We start from the raw sequence: 23127 nt of genomic DNA, 5'->3' as shown, positions 1-23127 counted from the left end.
GGCGCAACACCCCCCCCGGCTTGCCCCTGTTTTACCACCGCCTTTTCCCCCCGGCTCCCGCGGTGGGTTGCGCCCGCGGTGGGGGGTGGCGGGCGCCCGCACGCTACATGGACGGGTTCAGTTCGGCCGTTCTGAGCACCACCAGCGCCGCGAGCAGCGCCAGCGTGAGCACGGGCGCCCCGATGTGGAACAGCCGCCGCCGCGCGGCGGGAGCGTAGGCGTAGGCGGCGGCCAGCACCGCGCCGACCGCGAGCCCGCCGACGTGCCCCTGCCAGGAGATCCCCGGCACCGAGAACGTGATCACCAGGTTGATCACCAGCAGCACGACGATGGGCCCGACCGGCCCGCCGAGCCTGCGGCCGATCACGAAGTACGCCCCGAAGAGCCCGAAGATGGCGCCCGACGCGCCGACCGCCGAGCTGTTCGCGTCGCCGACCAGGTACAGCAGCACCGACCCGCCCAGCCCGGACAGCACGTAGAGCGCCAGGAAGCGCCAGCGTCCGAGCACCTGCTCCAGCGCGGGGCCGACCGCCCACAGCGCCCACATGTTGAACAGGATGTGGGTGATGCCGAACGTCCCGCCGCGCTGGTGCAGGAACATCGTGCTGAACAGCCGGTACCACTGGCCCTCGGCGACCCCGCCGACGCTGCCGTCCGGCAGCACGGCGCGGCCGAGCATCATGAACTCCCAGACGACCCGCCAGGACGCCAGCTCGGCGAGGTACACCGCGATGCACGCGCCGATGAGCGAGTACGTGACGATCGGCCCCCCGGACGAGGGCGCCCGCCCGCCGACCGGCGTCCGCGCGACCGCCCGGCGAGCGCCGCGGTTGCCCTCGGCGACGCACTCCACGCACTGGTGCCCGACCGCCGCGTCCCGCATGCACTCCGGGCAGATGTAGCGGTCGCACCTGGTGCAGCGCACATACGTCTCCCGCCCCGGGTGCCGGTAGCAGGTCGGTACCGAGGTCTCGGGAGCGGGGCTGGGTTCAGTGCTCATCTCTGGCTCCGTGGGGCCGGTGCGGGCGTCACCCGTCGCGGGGTCTCATGTGGGAAACGACTAACGCCGCTCGATCGTCACCGATTCCACGACGACGTCCTGCTTCGGACGGTCGTTGCGGCCGGTCTCGACCTTGCCGATGCGGTCGACCACGTCCGTGCCCTCGATGACCTTGCCGAAGATGGTGTGCCGGCCGGTCAGGTGCTGGGTGTGGCCCACGTCGAGCGTGATGAAGAACTGGGAGCCGTTGGTGCCGGGCCCGGCGTTCGCCATCGCCAGCAGGTACGGGCGGTTGAACTTCAGGTCCGGGTGGAACTCGTCCTTGAACTGGTAGCCGGGCCCGCCGGTGCCGGTGCCGAGCGGGTCGCCGCCCTGCAGCATGAACTGGTCGATGACCCGGTGGAAGATCGTCCCGTTGTAGAGCGGCGCCTCGGACTTCTGCCCGGTGCGCGGGTCGGTCCACGTCCGGGTGCCCTCCGCCAGTTCGACGAAGTTCGCCACCGTCTCGGGCGCCTGCTCGGGGTACAGCTGGAGCACGATCTTGCCGAGCGACGTGTTGAGCGTCGCGAAGATCTCGTTGGCCACGCTGGCCGCCTCCCTCATGTGGTGGATGTCTGAACTCTGCACGTTACGGTCTCGGTCATGCGCGAATCGACTACCCGGCGTGCGCGTGCGGTCACTCGCACGGGGTTTACCTCCCGATCGCTGGGAAGGCTGCATGACAGGACCTCGCAAACAGGGAGGTTAGCGTGTCCCTAATGATCAATATCCGCCGGAAGCCGCAGGACGAAGTTCTCACCCGGTTCGGCCGCGTCCAGGATGTGGCCCGGCAGAGTGCCGAGACGTGCCGGCAGAGCGCTTCGCACGCGGCGGAGCGGATCGCTCCCGTCGCGGAGGAGCGGCTCATGGTCGTCCGCGGCTGGAGCGCACCGAGGCTCCGGAAGGCGGCCCGGTATGTGGAAGCCGGGCTCGCCCCTCGGGTGAGCACGTTCCTGAGCGATGTCGCCGGACGGGTCGAGCCGCCGAGGCGGTCCGGGTTCGGACGCGGCGCGCTCATGGCGATGATGGGCGCGGTCACCGCGGTCGGCGTGGCCGGTGTCGTGGCGACACGGCGCGGCGTCATCCGCGACATGACCAAGGGTTCCGGTGAGCACGTGGACGACGCCACCTCGGCCGACTCCATGACGGTCACCGGTGCCGATGTCGACGGTCAGGTGCACACACCGCACTAGCGCGATCCCGGAGGGCCCGGCCGGTGACGGCCGGGCCCTCCGGCGTGTCCAAGGGCGGCTACTACCCGGTACCGTAACGCCATGTCGCCGAAGCGCTCCCTCCGGCAGGTGCTGGCGGCCCGCGTCCAGGACCGGGCCCGCCAGGGCGTCCACACGGCCGTGCACCGCACCTGGGAATGGGTCCAGCGGCGCGGTGAGATCACCCCGCACACCCCGGGCAGGCGCAGGTTCGCCTACCTCGGCGAGGGTGCCTGCATCGGCTTCCCGGTCGGCTCCATCTACGGCGAGCCGTGGATCTCGATCGGCGACCACACGCTGGTCGGCACGCACGTCACGATCTCCGCCGGTTTCGTCCCCGGCCTGGACCTCGGCCCGGACGTCATCGTCCGCATCGGCGCGAGCTGCTCGCTCGGCCGCGGCACCCACATCGTCGGCCACCAGTCCATCGACATCGGCGACGACGTCTTCACCGGCCCGAACGTCTACATCACCGACCAGAACCACACCTACGGCGACCTGCACACGCCGATCGGCCGCCAGTGGCCGGAGAACAACCCGGTCGTGATCGGCGACGGCTGCTGGATCGGCACGGGCGCGATCATCCTCCCCGGCACCCGCCTGGGCCGCAACGTCGCCGTCGCCGGCGGGGCCGTCGTCCGCGGCGAGTTCCCCGACCATGCGGTCATCGGCGGCGTCCCCGCGAAGGTCCTGCGCAGCCACGACAAGGAGACCGGCTGGCAGCCGCCGCTCCGCAACGACCCGCTGATGTCCCTGGACGAGCTGGCCGCCCTCTCCGTCAACGGCCTGGAGGGCCTCCAGATCCTCCAGGACAAGCTCCGCGAGGAGACCGCGGCCCGCACCGACCCCGAAGCCCTCCAAGAAGAGGCCGGCTGACCCTGGACATGAAAAAAGCCCCGCCCGGGTGGGCGGGGCTCTTTTCGTCGGGTCAGTTGTAGCGGGCCGGGCGGGCGTCGTTGTTGTCGCGGCGGTTGCCGTTGAAAGAACCGTTGCGGCGGTTGCCGTGGGACGCGGCACCGGTGCGCGGGCCGCCGCCCCGGCGGTCGCCGCCGGAGTAGGAGCGGTGCTCGCCCCGGCCGCCGCCCTCACCGCGGTCGAACGTGCGCGGGCCGCGGCGGCGTCCGCCGCCGCCCTGGCGGCCCCGGCCGCCCTCGCGGCGCGGGCGCTCGGGGATGAGCGGCTCCTCGATCGGGATGCCGGACGGCGGCCGGGCCCCGGTCAGCTTCACCAGCTCGGTGTCGCCGGCGGTCACCCGGACGCGCGGCGCGTTGATGCCGGCCCGGCGCGTCATCGCGGACGTGGAGCGCACCTGGTGCGGCAGGACGAGCGTGACGACCGTGCCGCGCTCCCCGGCGCGGGCGGTGCGTCCCGCGCGGTGCATGTAGTCCTTGCTGTCGGCGGGCGGGTCGACGTGCATGACCAAGGTCACGTCGTCCACGTGGATGCCGCGGGCCGCGACGTCGGTGGCGACGAGCACGCTGATGGTGCCCTCGCGGAACTCGGCGAGGGTGCGGGTGCGCAGCCCCTGGCTCTTGCCGCCGTGCAGGCCCGCCGCGCGGACGCCCACCTGGACGAGCTGCTTGGCGAGCCGGTCGACGCCGTGCTTGGTGCGGGCGAACAGGATCGTCCGGCCCTCGCGGTTGGCGATCTCGGCGGTGATGGCGCTCTTCTCCTTGGGCGCCACGAGCAGGAGGTGGTGGTCCATCGTGTCGACGGACTCGTCCACGGGGCCGATCGCGTGCGTCACCGGGTCGTTCAGGTACCGCCGGACGAGGACGTCGACGTCCTTGTCGAGGGTCGCGGAGAACAGCAGGCGCTGGCCGCCGGGCTTGACGGCGTCCAGGATGTCGGTGACGTCGGGCAGGAAGCCCATGTCGGCCATGTGGTCGGCCTCGTCCAGCACGGTGATCTCGATGTCGGACAGGTCGCAGGCGCCCTGCCGCATCAGGTCCTTCAGCCGGCCCGGGGTGGCGACGAGGACCTCGACGCCGCGGCGCAGCGCGTCGATCTGCTTGAACATCGAGGTCTGGCCGATGACGGTCTTGAAGCGCAGTCCGAGGCCGCGGCCGAGCGGCTCCAGGTTGGTCTGCACCTGCTGGGCGAGCTCGCGGGTCGGCACGAGGATCAGCGCCAGCGGGCGCTTCGCGGCGGCCTTGCGGCCGGACAGGCGGGTGAGGAGCGGCAGGCCGAAGGCCAGGGTCTTGCCGGAGCCGGTCTTACCGCGCCCGAGGACGTCCCGTCCCGCCATCACGTCCGGGATGGCGGCGGCCTGGATCGGGAAGGGAGCCTCGATGCCCTGGCGCTCCAGGGCGTTCACCAGCACCGGCGGCATGCCGAGCTCGGCGAAGGTGGGAACCTGCTCCTCGTCCGCGGTCGCGGGCATGGAGGGGTTCTGTGCAGCGGCAGCTGTGGTCACGCATTACCTTCCGAGAGGGGGGCACGTCTCGGGAGGCACCACGATGCACGCGGCCTGCAAGGACGAGCCTGGCGCCATGGGGGCGCCGAAGAGTGATTCCTAGAGTCTAACGTCGCCGGGGTACCTCGTTATGCCCCGTCCCCGCACGAACATGCGACCTGGGCGCCTCAGCAGGCGCACGCGATGCCCGTGCTCGGAGCCGTCAGCGGGTCGGGGGAGCGGTGCGCGACGGCGCCGTCGCCGGTCTCGACGGGGAACCCCTCGCGCGCCCAGTACTCGAACCCGCCGATCATCTCCTTGACCGGACGGCCGAGCTTCGCGAACTCCAGCGCCGCCTTCTGCGCGCCGTTGCAGCCGGGCCCCCAGCAGTAGACGACGACGGTCGCGTCCCGGGGGATCAGGGCGTCGGCGCGTCCCGCGATCTCGGCGGTAGGCAGATGGACGGCGCCCCGGACGTGGCCCTGCGCCCAGCTCTCGGCGCTGCGGGTGTCGACGACGACGACACCGGACGCCCCGGACGCCAGGTCGGCGGCGACATCGGACACATCGGTCTCAACGGCCAGCCGCGCGGCAAAATGCCGCCGCGCCACATCCGCAGCCGCCGCTGGAACCGCATTCACAACCGACCCGATGGCGGGCCCGGTCGCCCCAGGCACAGTCGGCGCGGGAACAGTCGGCGCGGGCTCGGCCATCGCGGGCTTGGTCGGCGCGGGCTCGGCCATTGCGGGCTCGGTCATTGCGGGCTTGGTCATTTCGGGCTTGGTCATTTCGGGCTCCCTGTCGGTTGTGGGTGGGATCGATCGTCGTCCGGGCGGGCGCTGGTCCGGAAGTGGCGTGAACGACCGGCATCGTTAAGATCTCGCCATGTTCGTCACTCCCCCGGCGCGCCGGCACACCGTTTCGGTGCTGGCGTTCGACGGCATGGCGCCGTTCGAGCTCGGTTCGGTCGTCGAGGTGTTCGGGCTGGCCCGGCCCGAGCTGGGCGTCCCCTGGTACGACCTGCGGGTGTGCTCGCTGGAGCGCGGCCCGATGCGCGCGGTCGGCGGCTTCACCATGACCGCCGGGTTCGGGCTGGACGCGTTCGCGGCCGCGGACACCGTGATGGTCGTCGCCGTCCCGGACGTCCGGCGGGATCCGGCGCCCGAGGTCGTCGCCGCGCTGCGGGAGGCGCACGCGCGCGGCGCCCGGGTCGTGTCCGTCTGCTCGGGCGCCTTCGCCCTCGCCGCCGCCGGCCTGCTGGACGGTCGGGAGGCCACCACCCACTGGCAGTACGCCGACCTGCTGCGCCGCCGCCACCCGGCCGTCCGCGTGACCCCGGACGTCCTCTACGTGGACGGCGACGACGTCCTCACCGGCGCGGGCAGCGCGGCCGGGCTGGACATGTGCCTGCACCTGGTCCGCAAGGACCACGGCGCCCGGATCGCCAACATGGTCGCGCGGCGGCTGGTCGTACCGCCGCACCGGGAGGGCGGGCAGGCGCAGTTCGTGGAGGCCGCCGTGCGCCTGCCCGAGGAGGACGACCCGGTCGCGCGCAGCATGGCCTGGGCGCTGGCCCACCTCGCCGAGCCGATCACGGTCGCGCGGATGGCGCGCGAGGCGTGCCTCTCGCCCCGCACGTTCATCAGGCGCTTCCACCGGCAGACGGGGACCAGCCCGCTCCGCTGGGTCATCGGCCAGCGGGTCCTGGCCGCGCTGCCGCTGCTGGAGGAGGGCACCGCACCGGTCGAGGAGATCGGAGCGGCCGTCGGCTTCGCGAGCCCGGCGACGTTCCGGCACCATTTCGTCCGGGCGATGAGGACGTCGCCGTCCCGCTACAGGCGCACCTTCCGCGCTGTCGCGCCTGCCTGAGGCCGCCGTCCTCGGAGAGGCCGTCGAGCCCGGTCGGCAGCCGCGCGACCGCCCGGAGGGCTGGTTACCGGGCGGGGACCGGGGCCTGGCGGTCGATCTCGCGGCCCAGGACGACGACCATCTGGTCGAAGGCGGCGGCGCCGTAGCGCGCGTGGAGGGCCGGGTAGACGTTCTTGCGCGCGGCCTCCCTGAGCATCCAGCTCAGGTCGGTGTGGGCGACCCGCTCGCCGCGGGCCAGGCGGTCGTGGGCGTCCCGGGTGACCCGGAGCAGGTCCGGGTGCCCTGCCGACTCGGAGAGGATCATGCGCGCCGCGTCCCTGAGTTCCATGCCGCGCAGTCTATGGGGACGCGCCGGTGGGCGGCCGGATACGGACACCGAACCGGGGAGTCCGTCCGGATAACGTTGACTCGCTGACTTGACCGTTAGTCAGACTGAAGGGGATTCTGTTGCCCCCGGTTCCGGCGCGTGCGCCGGCCGGCCGCCACGGCCCGCGAAGAGCCAGTCCAGAGGGTGGACGCGGGCGGTGGTCCGGCGGCGGAGCGGCCGGACGGCGGCCACCCGTGCTCCCAGGTTTCGGACATGACCGAAATTCACCGTCGCGCCGCCGTGCTGATCAGCGGACGCACAAACTCGTTTTCGATCATTGATCATCCCAGTGGCCTTTGTTAACGTGCCCACCGCGCACGGCAACTGCGGCTCTCACTTACCGTGAGAACGCGTTCTCACTGCGTTGACCACCCACCCCGCCAACCGCCCGCCAACGAACTACCCACCGTTCTTCATGTTTCGGGCCGACACAATCGGCCCGGCACGCCCTTCTACACCCGACCCATGAAGTAGTCAGGTGAACGGTCTAACTAAATGACAGTCCAGCCTCAGGCAGATTCTGCCGAAAAACGTGTCGACGGCACTCTGGGGGAACGGATCCGCGCGTTCGCGGGCGGTCCGCTCTTCCGTGGCGACGCCGAAGTCCTGCATGGCCCGAACCCCTACCGCCGGATGCTCTTTCCCACCGCGCTGGCCGAGGCCGACTTCGGCCGGCCGCTGCGCGCCGATGAGTGGCCGGCGCACCGCTCCCTCGCCGCGCACCGGCTGCTCGGCACCTGGTACGAGGCCGAGACGGTGCTGCTCCCCGAGCAGGGCCTGGCCGGCCTGCACGACGACTTTGACCTCTTCTACGGTCGTGACCTGCGCGAACTTCGGGAGGGCGCGGTCTCGGAGCTGGAACGCTTCGCGTTCGCCTGCCTGGACGACGCGGTGGACGTCAGCGGCGCCGCCACCCCCGAGGTGCTGGACGCCTACTTCCAGCACGTCGTGGCCGAGGCCGCGGCCGGGCCGTCGCCGGCCCTGGCCGCGATCGCGGCCGCCCGGGACCGGGAGAGCGCCGCGGACCTGTACCTCGTGCAGCTCGCGCTCGACGGGCTCACCGAGGCGTCCGCGATGTCGCGGAACCTGGCCGGCGCCTACGGCCCGGAGCAGTCCGCCCTGTTCAAGATCTTCATCGATGAATTCGGGTACGGCGTCTACGACGCCAAGCACACCACGATCTTCGCCAAAATGCTGCGCAGCCGGTCGATGGCCACGCATGTGCACGCGTACTGGAATTTCTACCTGACCGGTCCGCTGGCGACGAACAACTACTATTACTACCTGTCCCGCGACCACGCCAAGTTCTTCCGCTACGCGGGCGCGGTCACCTATGCGGAGGCCGTGTTCGCGCCCGCGTTCGTGGAGATGGTGAAGGTCTTCCGCGACATATTCGGTGACACCGTCGACCTGCATTACTGCGACGAGCACGCGCATATCGACGAGCACCACGGCCGCATCACCCGGGAGCAGGTGCTGCTCGCCCTGGCCACACGGCACGGCCCGCGCGTCGTCCCCGAGCTGATGCGTGGCGTCGCCGAGGCGCGGCTGATCGGCGGCTGGTTCGAGGACGACACCGCGGCGCAGATCCGGTGGGCCGACGACCTCCCCCGGCACCGCGACCTCGCGGGCGCCGCCCAGGTCACCGGGACGCGACGGGTCGCCCTGACGCCCGAAACCCCGTTCGGGACGCGCTGCCACGACGGCGACACCGTCCTGGAGATCGAGCGCGGCGAAGCCGACCTGGTCACGACGCCGACCGGCCCGCCCGAGCGGCTGGAACGCGGCAACACCGTGCTGATCCCCGCCGGCCGCCTCTACGGCGTGCGGGCGGTCGCGGACGGGACCGTCTGCCTGCTGCACGCCGCCGCTCCCGGCTGACCCGTCCCTCCCGCACGACGGCGAGGCCGCCCGCCGCCTCGCCATGCTCCCCTGCCCGCCGACCCGCGCATGCCCGCAACGCCGCGGCGCCTCCCGCCTCGCCGCCGGCCGACCGACACGAGGAGCCCATGGGCCGCGTCATCGTCATGGATCTGAGCCGACACAACACCCTGATGGTCGGCCACGACCGCTATTTCGTCCTCCGGTCGGAGGGCCGGTCACTGCTCGTCCACGATCACTGCCCGCACCGGGGCGGGCCGCTCAGCCTGGCCCGCCGCACCCCCGACGAGCGGCGGCTGGTCTGTCCCTGGCACGGCACGAGGGTCGGGATGGCCGCCGTGCGGCGCACCTGCCTGCCGATGGTGCGCAGCGGGGACGAGGCCGTCGTCGTGCTCCCGGACGACATGGTCCCGGACGGCGGCGGAGCACCGGTCTCGGTCATCCGCCGGGAGATCCTCGCGAACCTCCCCCCGGACGCGACCCCCGACGCGACCCCCGACGCGACCCCGGACACGCCCGCCGGTGCGGCCGCGCCGTGCACCGCGAACGCCGTCCGGCCCGAGGGGGCCGCCGGCCGATGAAGATCCATGCGAACCGAGGAGGCACCGTCGTGACCAGCCCGCACGACCACGACCCGGCCGATCCCGGCCCGGAGGCCCGCACCGGCCCGGACGGCGCCGCACTGGAGCTCGGCGCGTTCCTCGACTGGGGCCGCGACCTGCACCACCAGGGACGCTACGAGGACGCCGTCAAGGCGTTCGAGTTGATCCTCGGTGTGGACCGCGGCAACGAGGAGGCGCTGATCGGCCGTAACCGGGCCGTGCGCCGCGCCGTCCCCCGCTGGCACTGGGAGATGCTGCACGACGAGGAGCGCGCGGAGCTGTACGACCGGGCGATCCGGCAGGCGGTCGCGGCCGACCCGGACGCGCTGGTGCTGGACATCGGCGCCGGGTCCGGGCTGCTGGCGATGATGGCGGCGCGGGCCGGGGCGCGGCGGGTCGTGGCGTGCGAGGGGCAGCCGTCGGTCGCCGAGACCGCGGCGCGGGTGGTCCGCGCGGCCGGCTACGACGACGCGGTCACCGTCGTCCCGAAGATGTCGACCCGGATGGCGGTGCCGGCCGACCTGCCGCGGCGCGCCGGCCTGCTCGTCACCGAGATCGTCGACTGCGGGCTGCTCGGCGAGGGCATCCTCGGCACGATCGCGCACGCCCGCGAGCACCTGCTCACCCCGGACGCGACGATCATGCCGTCGCGGGGCCGGATCGTCGCGCAGCTGGTCGAGAGCGACGCGCTGCACCGCAAGAACCATGTGGGCAAGCTGTACGGCTTCGACCTCGCGCCGTTCAACCGGCTGGCGACGCTGGAGTACTTCGACTCGCGGCTGCACCGGCACGAGCACCGCGTCCTGTCCGAGCCGGTGACGGTGTTCGACTTCGACTTCCGCACCGCCGACGCCCGCCCGCAGCGCACCGAGCTGCGGATCCGCCCGACGGCGCCGGGCAGGCTGCACGCGGTCGTGTTCTGGTTCGAGATGGAGCTGCTGCCGGGGATCACGGTGGGCAATCCACCCGGCCGCGACTCGCACTGGAAGCAGGCGATCCAGTGCCTGCCCGCCGCCCAGCGCGTCCAGCCGGGCGAGCCCGTGGTGCTGGACGCGATGCACGACGGCGAGTGCGTGCGGTTCAAGGTCGCCACCGGCGAGCCCGCCGGGGAACCGATCGACGACCCGGTCTTCGAGGTGGTGTCGTGACCATCGCCGCCGTCCCCACGACGCAGGACGCCCTCGCGGCGTACTGCGCGCACCGCATCTTCCAGCCCGGGCCGGACGTCTACATCGACGGCAACCCGTTCCGGCGCCCGGTGGGCCCGCCGGACGCCGCCCGCCACGACTTCTCCGTCCCCGCGACCGAGGCCGGGTTCCTCGGCCGCGGCCAGCTCATCGCCGGGCGCGTGCTCTGCAACGCCTACGAGAGCGACATGATCCTGCTGCCCGCCGCCGGGCTGGCCACGGCCAAGGACGACTTCGACCTCTTCTACGGCGACGAGGTGCGGCGGCTGCGCGACCACGTCCGCCCGGACCTGGAGCGGTACGCCTTCTCGTTTCTGGACGACGCCGTGCCCGTCCCGCCTGTCCGGACCCTCGACGAGCTGCAGGAGTACTTCCTCACCCAGGTCGGGGTGGCCGGCGCGCCCGCCGACCCGTCCGGGGTGAACCCGGCGGTGGACGGGTCCGCGCCGGTGGCCGGCACCATGCGGGCCATCACCGAGTGCCGGCGTCCCGAGGACGCGGCGGCGCTGCACCTGATCCAGCTCGCGCTGGACGCGCTGACCGAGGCGTCCGCGATGGCGCGCAACCTCGGCGGGTCCTACGGCGTCGAGCAGTCCGAGCTGTTCAAGATCTTCAACGACGAGTTCGGGTACGGCGTCTACGGCGCGAAGCACAGCACGATCTTCAAGGAGATGCTGGCCAGCGTCGGGCTGCGCACCGACGTGCACGCCTACTGGAACTTCTACCTGACCAGTTCCCTGGTCGGCGTCAACTACTTCAACTGGCTCACCGAGGACCACCGCGGCATGTTCCGCTACATGGCCGCGGTGACGTACCTGGAGTGGCTGTTCGCGCAGGGGTTCGCCGACACGGGCGCCATGCTCCGCGCCGTCTACGGCGACCGGGTGGACGCCAAGTACTGCGACGAGCACGCGCACATCGACGTCCACCACGGGCGGATGACGTACGAGAACCTGCTGCTCGGGCTGGCCCGCGCGCACGGCGAGCTGGTGATCCCCGAGCTGGTGCGCGGCATCGAGGACACCAAGCTCCTGCTGCGGCTCGGCGACGCCGACTTCCGCGCCCAGATCGCCTGGGCCGACACCCTCGACGAGCACACCGAGGCCGGCGCGTCGCTGGCGTCCGCCGCCGCGGACGACGCCGTGACCACCACGCTGCGCCCGGACAGCCCGTTCTGCACCGACGTGCACGAGTCCGACCGCCTCGTCGAGGTCACGGGCGGCGACGTGGACGTGTACGCGTGGGCGACCGGCCGCCCGCACCGGCTCGGGACGGGCGACGTCCTGCTGGTGCCGCGCAGCCGGCTGCACGGCCTGAAGGCCGCCTCCCCCGAGGCGCGCGTGACCGTACGGACCATCGAAAGGACGTCCCGCGATGACTGACAGCCCCGCGACCTCCGCGAGCCCGGTCGCGAACCCGGTCGGCTCGTACAACGAGTGGGACCCGCTCGAAGAGGTGATCGTCGGCGTCATCGACGGCGCCGCCGTCCCGCCGTGGCATCCGGCGATCGAGGCGACCGTGCCGCCCGAGGCGTGGGACTTCTACCGGCGCAACGGCGGCGGCGGGTTCCCCCAGGAACAGGTCGAGGCGGCCCACGAGGAGCTCGAAGGGTTCGTGTCGATCCTGGAGGGCGAGGGGGTGACGGTCCGGCGGCCCGACCCGGTCGACCAGTCGCGGTCGTTCGGCACCGCCGACTGGTCGTCGACCGGCGGGTCGTCGCACACCTTCCCCCGCGACATCGCGCTCGTCGCCGGCGACCGGATCATCGAGGCGACGATGGGCTGGCGGTCGTACTACTTCGCCACCCACCCGTTCCGGACGATCTTCAAGGACTACTTCCGGCGCGGCGCCGGCTGGGTCGCGGCCCCGAAGCCGCAGCTCACCGACGCGTCCTACAACCCCGGCTACGCGGCGGCGAAGCCGGACACCCCGTCGGCGGACGACCCGTTCCCGGACGCGACGTCCGTCATCACCGAGTTCGAGCCGATCCTGGACGCGGGCGACTTCATGCGGTTCGGCCGCGACATCCTCGTCCAGCGCAGCCACGTCACGAACCGGTTCGGGATCGAGTGGACGCGGCGGCTGCTCGGCGACGAGTTCCGGGTGCACGAGGTCGCGTTCATCGACGACCACCCGATGCACCTCAACGCCACGTTCGTGCCGCTGCGCCCCGGCCGGGTGATGATCAACCCCGAGCGGGTGCGGGAGCTGCCGGAGATGTTCGCCGGCTGGGACACGGTGGTCTGCCCCGAGCCCGCCATCCCCGCCGACCAGACCATGTACTTCTGCAGCCGCTGGATCACGATGAACACGCTGATGCTCGACCCCGAGCGGATCTTCGTCGAGGCGCAGGAGACCGAGCTGCTGCGGCTGCTGGAGAAGGAGGGCTTCACGCCCATCCCCGTCCCGTTCCGGACGGTGAACACGTTCGGCGGCGGCTTCCACTGCGCCACCCTCGACGTCCGCCGCCGCGGCGGGCTCGACGACTACTTCGGCTCCTGAAGCCCCGGATCGAGGTCCGCATGTCGCATCACCCGCAGGCGGGCGACGACCGCCCGCTCCTCCTGCTCATCGCCAGCAGCTACTGGGTCTACCGCAGGTACATCCTGGAGTCGGTGTCGGCGCGGTACCGGCTCTGGCTGCTGAACCCCACCCCCGCCACCTGGGAGGACCCCTACATCGCCGGCCACACCGTCGTCGACTGCCTCGACCTGGAGAAGCTGACGGCGGCGGCGCGCGACGTCGCCCGCGACCACGACGTCGCCGGGGTCTTCTGCTACGACGAGGTCTACATCGAGACGTCCGCGCACCTGTCGGCCGCGCTCGGGTTCCCCGTCCTCGACCCGGACGCGGTGGCGCGGTGCCGCGACAAGTCCGCGACGCGCACGGCGCTGGCGGACGCCGATTTCCCGCAGCCCGCGTCGCGCGCCGTGTCGTCGCTGACGGAGGCCCGCGCGTTCGCCGCCGACGTCGGCTACCCGCTCATCGTCAAGCCCCGGAACCTGGGCGGCAGCCTCGGCCTCAGCAAGGTCGAGCGGCCGGACGACCTGGACGCCGCGTTCGCCCTCACCGACGGGACGCGGATGGGCGGCATCCGCCAGTTCGACGACTACGTGATCGTGGAGGAGTTCCTCGACGGCCCGGAGATCTCCGTCGAGTGCGTCCTGTTCAAGGGGGAGTGCACGCCGCTGATCGTGGCCCGCAAGGTGCTCGGCGGCGCCGGCGACCTGGCGTTCGAGGAGATCGGGCATGACGTCGACGCCAACGACCCCCTGCTGGCCGACGCCGGGTTCCGGGACACGCTGACCCGCGTCCATGCGGCGGTCGGGTTCACCGACGGCGTCACCCACATCGAGTTCAAGCTCACCCCGGACGGCGCGAAGCACGTCATCGAGATCAACGTCCGGCTGGGCGGCGGGATGATCCCCTACCTCGGCATGCTGACGTCCGGTGTCGACGCGCCGCTCGCGGCGGCGGACGTGGCGGTCGGCCGTCCCCCCGAAGTCACGTTCCCGAAGCCGCGCAAGGCCGCGTCGATCAGGTTCGCCTATCCCCCGTACGACATGGAGATCGTCTCGGCGACCGCGCACCGCGAGCTGATGCGCCCGCCGATCACGGAGATCGAGGTCGGGACGCAGCCCGGCGCGCGGGTGCGGCTGCCGCCGCACGGCCTGGCCCGCACCGGCTACGTCATCGCGATGGGGGAGACGCTCGCGCGGGCCCGGGCCGCCGTCCCGGACGCCGGGCGCTTCTTCACCTTCAAGGGCACCCCGCTGGAGCAGGCGCCATGACGGCCCGCGAGCACCCGACGATCATCGCCACGCTGCGGGAGATGAGCGGGACCGTCCGGATCCTGGTCCTCGGCAACCTGGTCATCAACCTCGCCGCGTTCCTCAACGCGTTCCTCGTGCTGTTCCTCACCGACCGCGGCTTCAGCGCGTGGGAGAGCGGCGTGGTGCTGACCGCGCTGATGGTCGGGCGGATCTCCGGGTCGGCCGCCGGCGGCGCCGCCGCCGACCGGTTCGGCTACCGGCGCGCGATCATCGGCGCGATGGCGGCCACGGCCGTGCTGACCGCGGCGCTCGTCCACGTCCCGAACGTGTGGGTGGGCGCCCTGGTCGCCGGGGGAGCGGGCCTGTCCGCGCAGGCGTACCGGCCGGCCGCGCTGGCGTGGGTCGTCGAACTGACCCCGGACGACCGGCAGGTCATCGTCTTCTCCGTGCTGCGGCTGACGTTCAACGTCGGCACGACGGTCGGCCCGATCGGCGCCGCGCTGCTGCTGGCCTACGCCTCCTACGACGCGCTGTTCTACGTGGACGCGGCGACGTCGCTGGCCTTCGGCGTCATCGCCTACGTGGCCCTGCGCTCGAACCCGGAACCGGAGGCGCGGACCGCGAAGCCCGGCCCCGGCGAGCACACCGGATACCGGCAGGTGTTCGCCGACCGGCGGTTCCTGCTCGTCGTCCTCGGCCTGTTCGTGACCGCGATCGCCTACATCCAGAGTTCGGCCGCGCTGCCGCTGTACGTCGTCGGCTCGGGCCACACCGAGAAGGTCTACGCGGCGCTGCTCACCGTCAACGGGTTCATGGTGATCGCCTTCGAGGTGCTGCTGTCGAAGTGGACGCAGCGGCTGCCGATCGGGCTGCCGATGACGCTCGGCATGGCCGTGCTCGGGATCGGCCACCTCCTCTACACCGGGCCGACCCCCGTCGCGATGCTCGTCCTCGCGACCGCGGTGTGGACGGCCGGGGAGATCATCGCGGCGCCGTCGATGATGGCCTACCCCGGGCTCGTCGCGCCGCCCGCGCTGCGGGCCCGCTACATCGCGGCGGCGACCGTCCCGCAGCACGTCGGCTACGCGATCGGCCCGATGATCGGCATCGCCGCCTGGCACGCGTGGGGATCGGGCGTCTGGGTGGTGACCGGCGCGTGCGGGCTGGTCGCCGCCGTCCTCGTCCTCGCCGGGACGGGCATGCCCCGCCGCCGCCCGTCCACCGAACCGGACGCCGGCTCGGGCGCCGAACCGGACGGCGGAGCGGAGGCAGGGCCGGACGCGATGGCCGCGAGCCGTCCGGCGACCACGGACCGGCCGGCGGACCACCCGACGGACCAACCGGCCGGCCACCCGACGGACCAACCGACATGAAGGTGATGAACACCATGAACAACCCCGTCGTCGCCGTCGTCCGGCCGTTCAGCTCGTCGGCGCTGCTCGCGCCCGCGCTGCGCGAGGCCGGGTTCAGCCCCGTCGCCGTCATGGACTACGACGGGCCGGCGCTGGCCCCGATGCAGTCGGCCTACGACCCGTCCGCCTACGACGCGGTGATCAACCACCACGGCGACACCGCGGAGACGATCGAGCGGCTCGGCGCGCTGCGGCCGGTCGCGGTCTTCCACGGCGCGGAGGCCGCGCTGGAGCTGGCGCAACGGCTGACCGACGCGCTCGCGCCCGCGCTGTCCAACGATCCCGCGCTGATGGACGCCCGGCGCCACAAGTACGCCATGCACCAGGCCGTCGCCGCCGCGGGCCTGCCCGTCCCCCGGCAGATCTGCACCGCCGACCCGGCCGAGGTCGCCGCGTGGATCGACCGCGAGGGGCTGGACGGCGTGGACCTCGTCGTCAAGCCGCCCGCCAGCGCCGGCACGGTCGGGGTGAGCCGCGCGCCCGCCGGGCGGGGCTGGCGCGAGCTGTTCGAGGCGATGCTCGGCACGCACGACAAGCTCGGCGTCCTGGCCGAGGAGGTGCTCGTCCAGGAGCAGCTGACCGGCACCGAGTACGCGATCGACACGATCAGCCACCAGGGCCGGCACTCGATCACCGACATGATCAAGTACCGGCGGGTCCCGTTCGGCGAGGGCATCGCGGTGTACGACAGCGTCGAGTGGCTCCCCTACGACCGGGACGCCTACGGCGAGCTGATCGACTACGGGCTCGCGTCGCTGGACGCGGTCGGGCTGCGCAACTGGGCCGCGCACACCGAGATCATGATGACGCCGGACGGGCCGCGGCTGCTGGAGGTCAACGCGCGGCTGTCCGGCGCGGGCAACCCGGCGGTGACGTCCATCGCGTCCGGGGAGAGCCAGGTGACCCGGACGATCGACCTGGTGCGGGGGCGCGGCCAGGAGATGCCGCCCGGCTACACGCTGCGGCGCAACGTCATGGCGGTGTTCCTGATGTCGCACTCGACGGGCATCGTGCGCAACGCCGAGATCTACGACCAGGCCCGCGATCTGCCCAGCTACCACTCGCCCGTGCACGTCGTGCGGACCGGCGACCACGTGGACGCCAGCACCGACATCTTCGCCAGCATGACGATGGGCTACATCATCCTCGCCCACGAGGACCCGGAGCAGATCCAGGCCGACCGCGAGGCCATCCGCAAGATCGAGAAGGATCTCGCCGTCGACACCTCCGAAGGGGCCGCGTGATGGTGACCCGTACGTACCTGGACGCGTGCGCGAGCGGCGGCCTCGGCGACGCCGTGCCCCGCGCCGACCTGCCGCCGGTGTTCCGCTCGGCGTGGGGGAAGTACCTGGCGTCCCGTCCCCTGTTCTCCTCCGCCGAGCGGACGCGGCAGGCCGCCGACGACCTGGCCGGGCTGTTCCGGCTGATGACGTCCCTGCCGGACCGGCTGTTCGACGGCGACCGGCACCGGTTCTGCGCCGCGATCGGCGCGGACGCCCGCCGCACCGCGCTGATGACGCGGTTCGAGGGGGAGCCCGTCCTGTACGGGCGGGCCGACCTCTACGACGACGGATCGCAGTTCCGGCTGCTGGAGTTCAACATCGGCAGCGAGCTGGGCGGCGTCGACATGAGCGAGCTCAACCGGGGCCTGCTCGCGGACGAGGAGTTCGCCGGGTTCGCCGCCGAGCACGGGCTGTCCACCGTCGACACCCCGGCCGCGATCGCGCGCCAGTTCGTCCAGGCCACCGGGAAGGAGGCGCCCGTCGTCGCGACGCTGGAGGCCATCGGCGGCATGGGGGCGTACGAGTCCCTGCACCTGTCCTTCCAGGAGACGATGAAGCGGTACGGCATCGAGCTGCTCCTCGGCGAACTGGGCCAGGTGGAGGCCAGGAACGGGCGGCTGTACCTGCGGGGCCGCGAGATCGACCTCGTCCTGCGGTACTTCTCCGCCCACCAGATCGCCCGGGACCCGCGCAACGACGAGCCCGCCGAAACCGTCATGCGCGCCTACGCCGACGGCCAGGTCGTCCTGTGGACTCCCCTGACGGCGTCGATGTTCTCCTACAAGAGCTGCCTGCCGCTGGTCTCCGATCCGGAGGCGCGCACCGAGTTCTCGGCGGACGAGAACGCGCTGATCGACCGGATCCTGCCGTGGACGCGGACCCTCACCCCGGAGCTGGCCGACCAGGTCCGGGCGGAACGCGAGCACCTCATCCTCAAGCCGTTCGCGGGGCTGTCGGGCAGCGGCATCCGCGTGGGCTGGGACGAGACCGACCGGGAATGGGCCGGCACAGTCGCCGACTGCCTGAAGGAGGACTACATCGTCCAGCGCCGCGTCGTGCCGGCGGTGGAGCCGATGCTGAACGCCGAGACCGGCGCGGTCGAGGACTGGCTGGGCGTCTGGGGCCTCTTCGTCTTCCCGGACGGCTACGGGGGCGCGTTCTGCCGGGCCGTCCCGTCCGGTGCCGCGTCCGTCGTCAACCTGGGCGCGCCGGGCGCGCGGGTGACCTCGGCCTTCCACTACTGAGGCCCGGCCCGGCCCGCCCAGCCCGCTTCGGCCGGGGCCTTGGGGTCAGGGGCAGACGACGCAGTAGAGCATCTGGTCGGCGGCGCGGGCGCGGCGGGCGATGGCGACCAGGTCGTCCATCGCCGGCCGGGCCTCGTCCGCCTCGAACCAGGTGTCGCGTCCCAGCAGGAACTCCTCGGTGTTCGCCCAGACGAAGGCGACGTCGTCCAGGACGGCCTCGGTCGCGTCCGCGAGGGTGTCGCGGACGAGCGCGTCGAGCTCGACGACGAACAGGTCGCCGTCCTCGCGCGTGACCAGTTCGGGGCCGGGGACCTGGTCGATCGGGATGCCGCCCGCCATCGCCATCTCCTCGTAGGAGGGCCCGGCGAGCAGTGTCACGAGTTTCCCCAGCGCGACGACGGGGTCGATGCCCTTGAGATCGACGACCTCGATGTCGGGGCGCGCCCGCGCCGCTTCGAGCAGGCCGGGCCCGGACAGGACGACGGCCGCGGCCGTCTCCCGGTCGGGGGCCCGGAAGTAGTCGCACAGGATGCCCATGGTCGCCGTCCTCCGTGATCCGCAACCGGCCGTTCGGCACTGTGAGAGACCTTACGGCCTCTCCATGTACTACACGTCGTAGTATGTTCCACAGGACGTAGTACTACAGCTTGTAGTAGATGCCGGAGAGGCGCAGCGCCATGGATTCGGTCGACATCGCACGGTGGCAGTTCGGGATCACCACCGTGTACCACTTCTTCTTCGTCCCGCTGACGATCGGGCTGTCCGCGCTCGTCGCCGGCCTGGAGACGGCGTGGCTGCGGACGGGCAAGACGAAGTACCTGCGCGCCACCAAGTTCTGGGGCAAGCTCTTCCTGATCAACTTCGCGATGGGGATCGTCACCGGCCTCGTGCAGGAGTTCCAGTTCGGGATGAACTGGAGTGACTACTCCCGGTTCGTCGGCGACATCTTCGGGGCGCCGCTCGCCATCGAGGGCCTGCTCGCCTTCTTCGTCGAGTCGACCTTCCTCGGCCTGTGGATCTTCGGCTGGGACCGGCTCAACGGCAAGCTGCACAACGCCTGCATCTGGATCGTCCACATCGGGACGCTGCTGTCGGCGTACTTCATCCTCGCCGCCAACTCGTGGATGCAGCACCCCGTCGGGTACCGCATCGACCACGAGTCCGGACGGGCCGTCCTCACCGACTTCTGGGCCGTCCTCACCAACTCGACGCAGCTCGTCGCGTTCCCCCACACGATCACCGCGGCGTTCGTGACCGGCGGCCTGTTCATGGCCGGCGTCAGCGCCTGGCACCTCGCCCGCCGCAAGAACATCGAGGTCTTCCGGCCGTCGCTGAAGCTCGCCCTCGCCGTCACCGCGGTCGCCTCCATCGGCGTCGCCATCAGCGGCGACTTCCAGGGCAAGGTCATGACCGAGCAGCAGCCCATGAAGATGGCCGCCGCCGAGGCCCTCTACGAGACCGAGCAGCCCGCGTCCTTCTCCCTCTTCACCATCGGCACGCTCAACGGCGACGAGGAGGTCTTCGGGATCAAGGTGCCGCGCGTCCTGTCGTTCCTCGCCACCGGCACCTTCGACGGCGAGGTCAAGGGCATCAACGACGTCCAGGCCGCCGAGGAGGCGCGCTACGGGCCCGGCGACTACCGGCCGAACATCCCGATCGCCTACTGGAACTTCCGCATCATGGTCGGGGTCGGGATGCTCACCGCGCTCGTCTCGCTCGCCGGGCTGTGGCTGCTGCGGCGCGGGCGCCTGCCGTCCAACCCCTGGGTGTACCGGATCGGCGTGCTGTCGCTCGCGCTCCCCTTCATCGGCAACTCCGCCGGCTGGATCTTCACCGAGATGGGACGGCAGCCCTGGTCGGTGTTCGGGGTGCTGAAGACGTCCGCGAGCGTCTCGCCCGGCGTGTCCCCGACGTCGATGCTCATCTCCGTCGTCTCGCTGACCGCGCTGTACGGCTTCCTCATGGTCATCGAGGCGGGACTGATGCTCAAGTACGCCAAGGCCGGGCCGCCGTCCGAGGACGAGGTGCTGCCGCCGCCGCCCTCCGACGACTCCGATGACCCCGACTCCGAGCGCTCGCTCGCGTTCGCCTACTGAGGAGCCGAGCCATGGAACTCACCACCGTCTGGTTCGTCATCATCGCCTTCCTGTGGACGAGCTACTTCTTCCTGGAGGGGTTCGACTTCGGGGTCGGCATGCTGCTCCCCGTCCTCGGCCGCGGCGACGTCGAACGCCGCGTCCTCATCAACACCATCGGCCCCGTCTGGGACGGCAACGAGGTGTGGTTCATCGTCGCCGGCGCCGCCACCTTCGCCGCGTTCCCCGAGTGGTACGCCACCCTGTTCAGCGGCTTCTACCTGCCGCTGCTGATGATCCTGATCGCACTGATCATCCGCGGCGTCGCGTTCGAGTTCCGCGGCAAGAAGGACGACCCGCGCTGGCGGTCCCGCTGGGACAAGGCGATCTTCTGGGGCAGCCTGCTGCCCGCGTTCCTGTGGGGCGTCGCGTTCGCGAACATCGTGCGCGGCGTGGCGCTGGACCCCTCGCACGAGTACGTCGGGACGTTCTTCGACCTGCTCAACCCGTACGCGCTGCTCGGCGGGCTCACCACCACGATCCTGTTCGTCCTGCACGGGGCGGTGTTCGTCGCGCTGAAGACGTCCGGCACGATCCGGTACCAGGCGCGGCGCGTCGCGGCCATCGCCGTGGTGGCCGCCATCGCCGCCGGCGGCGCGTTCCTGCTGATCACACAGCTGCAGCACGGCAAGCCGGTCACCTGGATCACCGCGCTCGGCGCCGCCGCCGGGCTGCTGCTCGCCGCCGCCGCCAACCGCGCCGGACGCGAGGGCTGGGCCTTCATCGGCACCGGCGCCGCGATCGTGCTCGCCGTCGCGACCCTGTTCACCGCGCTGTTCCCGGACGTCATGCCGTCCACGCTCGGCTCCGGCGGCCTGACCACGGTGAACGCCGCCTCCACGGCCTACACGCTGAAGATCATGACGTGGGTCGCGGCGGTGTTCACCCCGATCGTGATGATCTACCAGGGGTGGACGTACTGGGTGTTCCGGAAGCGGATCAGCACGTCCCACATCCCGGCCGCGAAGAAGCCCGAGCCGGTGCCGTGAAACCCCTCGACCCGCGGCTGCTGACCTACGCCCGGACGACACGGGTCTTCCTGCTGTCGTCCGTGGCGCTCGGCACCGCCACCGCCGGGCTGATCATCGCGCAGGCCACGCTGCTCGCCGACATGCTCGCGCGGGCGTTCCTCGGCGGCGCCTCGCTCGCCGACCTGCGCACACCGCTGCTGCTCCTGCTGGCCGTCGTCCTCGCACGGACACTCGTCGCCTGGCTGCAGGAGGTCGCGGCGCACCGCTCGTCGGCCGCGGTGAAGTCCCAGCTGCGCGGGCGACTCCTCGCCCGCGCGCTGGAGCTCGGCCCGCGCTGGCTGTCCGGCGAGCGCAGCGGCGAGCTCGCCACCCTCGCCACCCGCGGGATCGACGCGCTCGACGACTACTTCTCCCGCTACCTGCCGCAACTCGTCCTCGCGGTGATCGTCCCGGCGGCCGTCGGGTTCCGGATCCTGCTCGGCGACTGGCTGTCCGCCGTGACGATCGCGGCGACGGTGCCGCTCATCCCGATCTTCGCGATCCTCGTCGGGCTCACCACGCAGCGGAAGATGGACCGGCAGTGGCGCACGCTGTCCGTCCTCGCCGCGCACTTCCTGGACGTCGTCGCCGGGCTGCCCACGCTGAAGATCTTCGGCCGGGCGCGGGCGCAGGCCGGCAAGATCCGCGAGGTCACCGACCGGCACCGGCGCGCGACCATGTCGACACTGCGGGTCGCGTTCCTGTCGGCGCTCGCGCTCGAACTGCTGTCGACGCTGTCGGTCGCGCTGGTCGCCGTGTCGATCGGGCTCCGGCTCGTCGAGGGCGGGATCGGGCTGGAGACGGCGCTGCTCGTCCTGATCCTGGCACCGGAGGCGTACCTGCCGTTGCGGCAGGTCGGCGCGCAGTACCACGCGAGCGTCGAGGGCCTCACCGCCGCGTCGCGGATCTTCGAGGTCCTCGAAACGCCGCCGCCCGCCGCCGGGACGCGCTCGGACCTCCCCGACCTCGCCCACGCGACCCTGCGCCTGGACGGGGTGACGGTCGCCTACGACCGGGGGCCGGCGCTGTCCGACTTCTCACTGACCGTCCACCCCGGGGAGACGGTCGCCCTGGTGGGGCCGAGCGGTGCGGGGAAGTCGACCGTGCTGTCGGTGCTGCTCGGATTCGTCCAGCCCGACTCGGGACGCGTCCTGGTCGACTGGGACGACCTCGCCGGCTTCTCGCCGGACGCCTGGCGCGCCCGGATCGCCTGGGTGCCGCAGCGCCCGCACCTCTTCGCCGGGACGGTCGCCAAGAACATCCTGTTGGGCCGTCCCTCCGCGTCGCCGGAGTCGGTGCGGGCGGCCGCCGAGGCCGCGAACGCGCTGGAGTTCATCGAGGCGCTCCCCGCGGGCTTCGACACCGCGCTCGGCGACCGGGGCGCCGGACTGTCGGCCGGCCAGCGGCAGCGCATCGCACTGGCCCGCGCCTTCCTGCGCGACGCGCCGCTCCTGCTGCTGGACGAGCCGACCTCAAACCTGGACGTGGAGAGCGAGGCCGCCGTCATCGACGCCGTCGAACGCCTGAAGGCCGGCCGCACCGTCCTCCTGGTAGCGCACCGCCCGGCCCTGACGACACTTGCCGACCGCGTGATCACGCTCAAACCCGCAGGAGTACCGGCATGACCGCCAACGCTCCCCGCAGGGGTGCCCGCATGACCAGCCGTGAGCCACACGAGGGTGCCCGCATGATCGCCAATGATTCACGTGAAACCTCTCC

21 protein-coding genes are annotated in these 23127 nt (G+C 71.9%); 15 read left to right on the top strand and 6 right to left on the bottom strand.

The genetic code is table 11. The features are described from left to right. Window positions 1-103: 103 nt before the first annotated feature. Window positions 104-1000, bottom strand: a complete 897-nt coding sequence (locus tag ABZ806_RS05210; RefSeq protein ID WP_500215496.1) for a rhomboid family intramembrane serine protease — start codon at window positions 998-1000, stop codon at window positions 104-106. A 60-nt stretch (window positions 1001-1060) separates the two neighbouring features. Further along, window positions 1061-1603, bottom strand: coding sequence for a peptidylprolyl isomerase (locus tag ABZ806_RS05205; RefSeq protein WP_500215494.1), 543 nt, complete (start codon window positions 1601-1603; stop codon window positions 1061-1063). Between the two features lie 155 nt (window positions 1604-1758). Between ABZ806_RS05205 and ABZ806_RS05200 the strand changes: the two genes are divergently transcribed. Continuing rightward, window positions 1759-2232, top strand: coding sequence for a hypothetical protein (locus ABZ806_RS05200; protein ID WP_500215492.1), 474 nt, complete (start codon window positions 1759-1761; stop codon window positions 2230-2232). A gap of 81 nt (window positions 2233-2313) precedes the next feature. Further along, a complete protein-coding gene (locus ABZ806_RS05195; RefSeq protein WP_500215491.1) occupies window positions 2314-3126 on the top strand; it encodes an acyltransferase in 813 nt (270 codons plus the stop codon). Window positions 3127-3178: 52 nt separating this feature from the next. Here the strand turns inward: ABZ806_RS05195 and ABZ806_RS05190 are convergent, their stop codons facing one another. Both ABZ806_RS05190 and ABZ806_RS05185 read right to left on the bottom strand, forming a co-directional pair. Further along, window positions 3179-4633 (bottom strand): DEAD/DEAH box helicase, encoded by a 1455-nt coding sequence (locus ABZ806_RS05190; RefSeq protein ID WP_500215489.1) that lies wholly within the window; start codon window positions 4631-4633, stop codon window positions 3179-3181. A 200-nt stretch (window positions 4634-4833) separates the two neighbouring features. Then, a complete protein-coding gene (locus ABZ806_RS05185) occupies window positions 4834-5211 on the bottom strand; it encodes a rhodanese-like domain-containing protein (RefSeq protein ID WP_500215487.1) in 378 nt (125 codons plus the stop codon). Between the two features lie 319 nt (window positions 5212-5530). On the opposite strand from ABZ806_RS05185, the gene ABZ806_RS05180 reads away from it, so the two are divergent. After that, window positions 5531-6514, top strand: a complete 984-nt coding sequence (locus ABZ806_RS05180; protein ID WP_500215485.1) for a helix-turn-helix domain-containing protein — start codon at window positions 5531-5533, stop codon at window positions 6512-6514. Window positions 6515-6578: 64 nt separating this feature from the next. On the opposite strand, the gene ABZ806_RS05175 is transcribed toward ABZ806_RS05180, so the two are convergent. Next, window positions 6579-6842, bottom strand: a complete 264-nt coding sequence (locus ABZ806_RS05175) for a hypothetical protein (RefSeq protein ID WP_500215483.1) — start codon at window positions 6840-6842, stop codon at window positions 6579-6581. A 672-nt stretch (window positions 6843-7514) separates the two neighbouring features. Between ABZ806_RS05175 and ABZ806_RS05170 the strand changes: the two genes are divergently transcribed. The 9 genes from ABZ806_RS05170 (at window position 7515) to ABZ806_RS05130 (ending at window position 18263) form a co-directional block, all read left to right on the top strand. Further along, on the top strand, window positions 7515-8762 hold the full coding sequence (locus ABZ806_RS05170; protein WP_500215482.1) for an iron-containing redox enzyme family protein: 1248 nt from the start codon (window positions 7515-7517) through the stop codon (window positions 8760-8762). Between the two features lie 128 nt (window positions 8763-8890). Continuing rightward, window positions 8891-9343 carry a Rieske 2Fe-2S domain-containing protein gene (locus ABZ806_RS05165; RefSeq protein ID WP_500215481.1) on the top strand — a complete coding sequence of 151 codons (453 nt, stop codon included), beginning with the start codon at window positions 8891-8893 and terminating at the stop codon, window positions 9341-9343. Window positions 9344-9372: 29 nt separating this feature from the next. Further along, window positions 9373-10512, top strand: coding sequence for a 50S ribosomal protein L11 methyltransferase (locus ABZ806_RS05160; RefSeq protein ID WP_500215479.1), 1140 nt, complete (start codon window positions 9373-9375; stop codon window positions 10510-10512). After that, the gene (locus ABZ806_RS05155; protein WP_500215477.1) at window positions 10509-11933 is read left to right on the top strand and encodes an iron-containing redox enzyme family protein; all 1425 of its coding nucleotides are present in this window, start codon (window positions 10509-10511) and stop codon (window positions 11931-11933) included. Before ABZ806_RS05160 ends, ABZ806_RS05155 begins: the two co-directional genes overlap by 4 nt. Continuing rightward, window positions 11926-13053, top strand: a complete 1128-nt coding sequence (locus ABZ806_RS05150; protein WP_500215476.1) for a hypothetical protein — start codon at window positions 11926-11928, stop codon at window positions 13051-13053. The genes ABZ806_RS05155 and ABZ806_RS05150 overlap by 8 nt, the downstream gene beginning before the upstream one ends. A 20-nt stretch (window positions 13054-13073) precedes the next feature. After that, a complete protein-coding gene (locus ABZ806_RS05145) occupies window positions 13074-14342 on the top strand; it encodes an ATP-grasp domain-containing protein (protein ID WP_500215474.1) in 1269 nt (422 codons plus the stop codon). Further along, window positions 14339-15697, top strand: a complete 1359-nt coding sequence (locus ABZ806_RS05140; protein ID WP_500215472.1) for an MFS transporter — start codon at window positions 14339-14341, stop codon at window positions 15695-15697. Before ABZ806_RS05145 ends, ABZ806_RS05140 begins: the two co-directional genes overlap by 4 nt. A gap of 14 nt (window positions 15698-15711) precedes the next feature. After that, the gene (locus ABZ806_RS05135; RefSeq protein WP_500215470.1) at window positions 15712-16980 is read left to right on the top strand and encodes an ATP-grasp domain-containing protein; all 1269 of its coding nucleotides are present in this window, start codon (window positions 15712-15714) and stop codon (window positions 16978-16980) included. After that, window positions 16980-18263 (top strand): hypothetical protein, encoded by a 1284-nt coding sequence (locus tag ABZ806_RS05130; RefSeq protein ID WP_500215468.1) that lies wholly within the window; start codon window positions 16980-16982, stop codon window positions 18261-18263. Before ABZ806_RS05135 ends, ABZ806_RS05130 begins: the two co-directional genes overlap by 1 nt. 45 nt (window positions 18264-18308) lie before the next feature. Here ABZ806_RS05130 and ABZ806_RS05125 read toward each other — a convergent pair whose 3' ends face one another. Next, window positions 18309-18800, bottom strand: a complete 492-nt coding sequence (locus ABZ806_RS05125) for a hypothetical protein (RefSeq protein WP_500215467.1) — start codon at window positions 18798-18800, stop codon at window positions 18309-18311. Window positions 18801-18940: 140 nt separating this feature from the next. On the opposite strand from ABZ806_RS05125, the gene ABZ806_RS05120 reads away from it, so the two are divergent. The 3 genes from ABZ806_RS05120 to cydD are packed head-to-tail and all read left to right on the top strand — an operon-like array spanning window position 18941 to window position 23033. Then, window positions 18941-20359, top strand: a complete 1419-nt coding sequence (locus ABZ806_RS05120; RefSeq protein ID WP_500215465.1) for a cytochrome ubiquinol oxidase subunit I — start codon at window positions 18941-18943, stop codon at window positions 20357-20359. Window positions 20360-20370: 11 nt separating this feature from the next. Next, complete coding sequence (gene cydB, locus ABZ806_RS05115) at window positions 20371-21387, top strand: cytochrome d ubiquinol oxidase subunit II (protein ID WP_500215463.1); 1017 nt, start codon at window positions 20371-20373, stop codon at window positions 21385-21387. After that, window positions 21384-23033 carry a thiol reductant ABC exporter subunit CydD gene (gene cydD, locus ABZ806_RS05110; protein WP_500215462.1) on the top strand — a complete coding sequence of 550 codons (1650 nt, stop codon included), beginning with the start codon at window positions 21384-21386 and terminating at the stop codon, window positions 23031-23033. Before cydB ends, cydD begins: the two co-directional genes overlap by 4 nt. Window positions 23034-23127: the final 94 nt, after the last annotated feature.

Origin of the sequence: Spirillospora sp. NPDC047418 (assembly GCF_040643275.1) — a bacterium.
GTDB lineage: Bacteria > Actinomycetota > Actinomycetes > Streptosporangiales > Streptosporangiaceae > Spirillospora.
The sequence above is the reverse complement of the archived record's forward strand: the minus strand, read 5'-3'. Positions and strand labels throughout refer to the sequence as shown.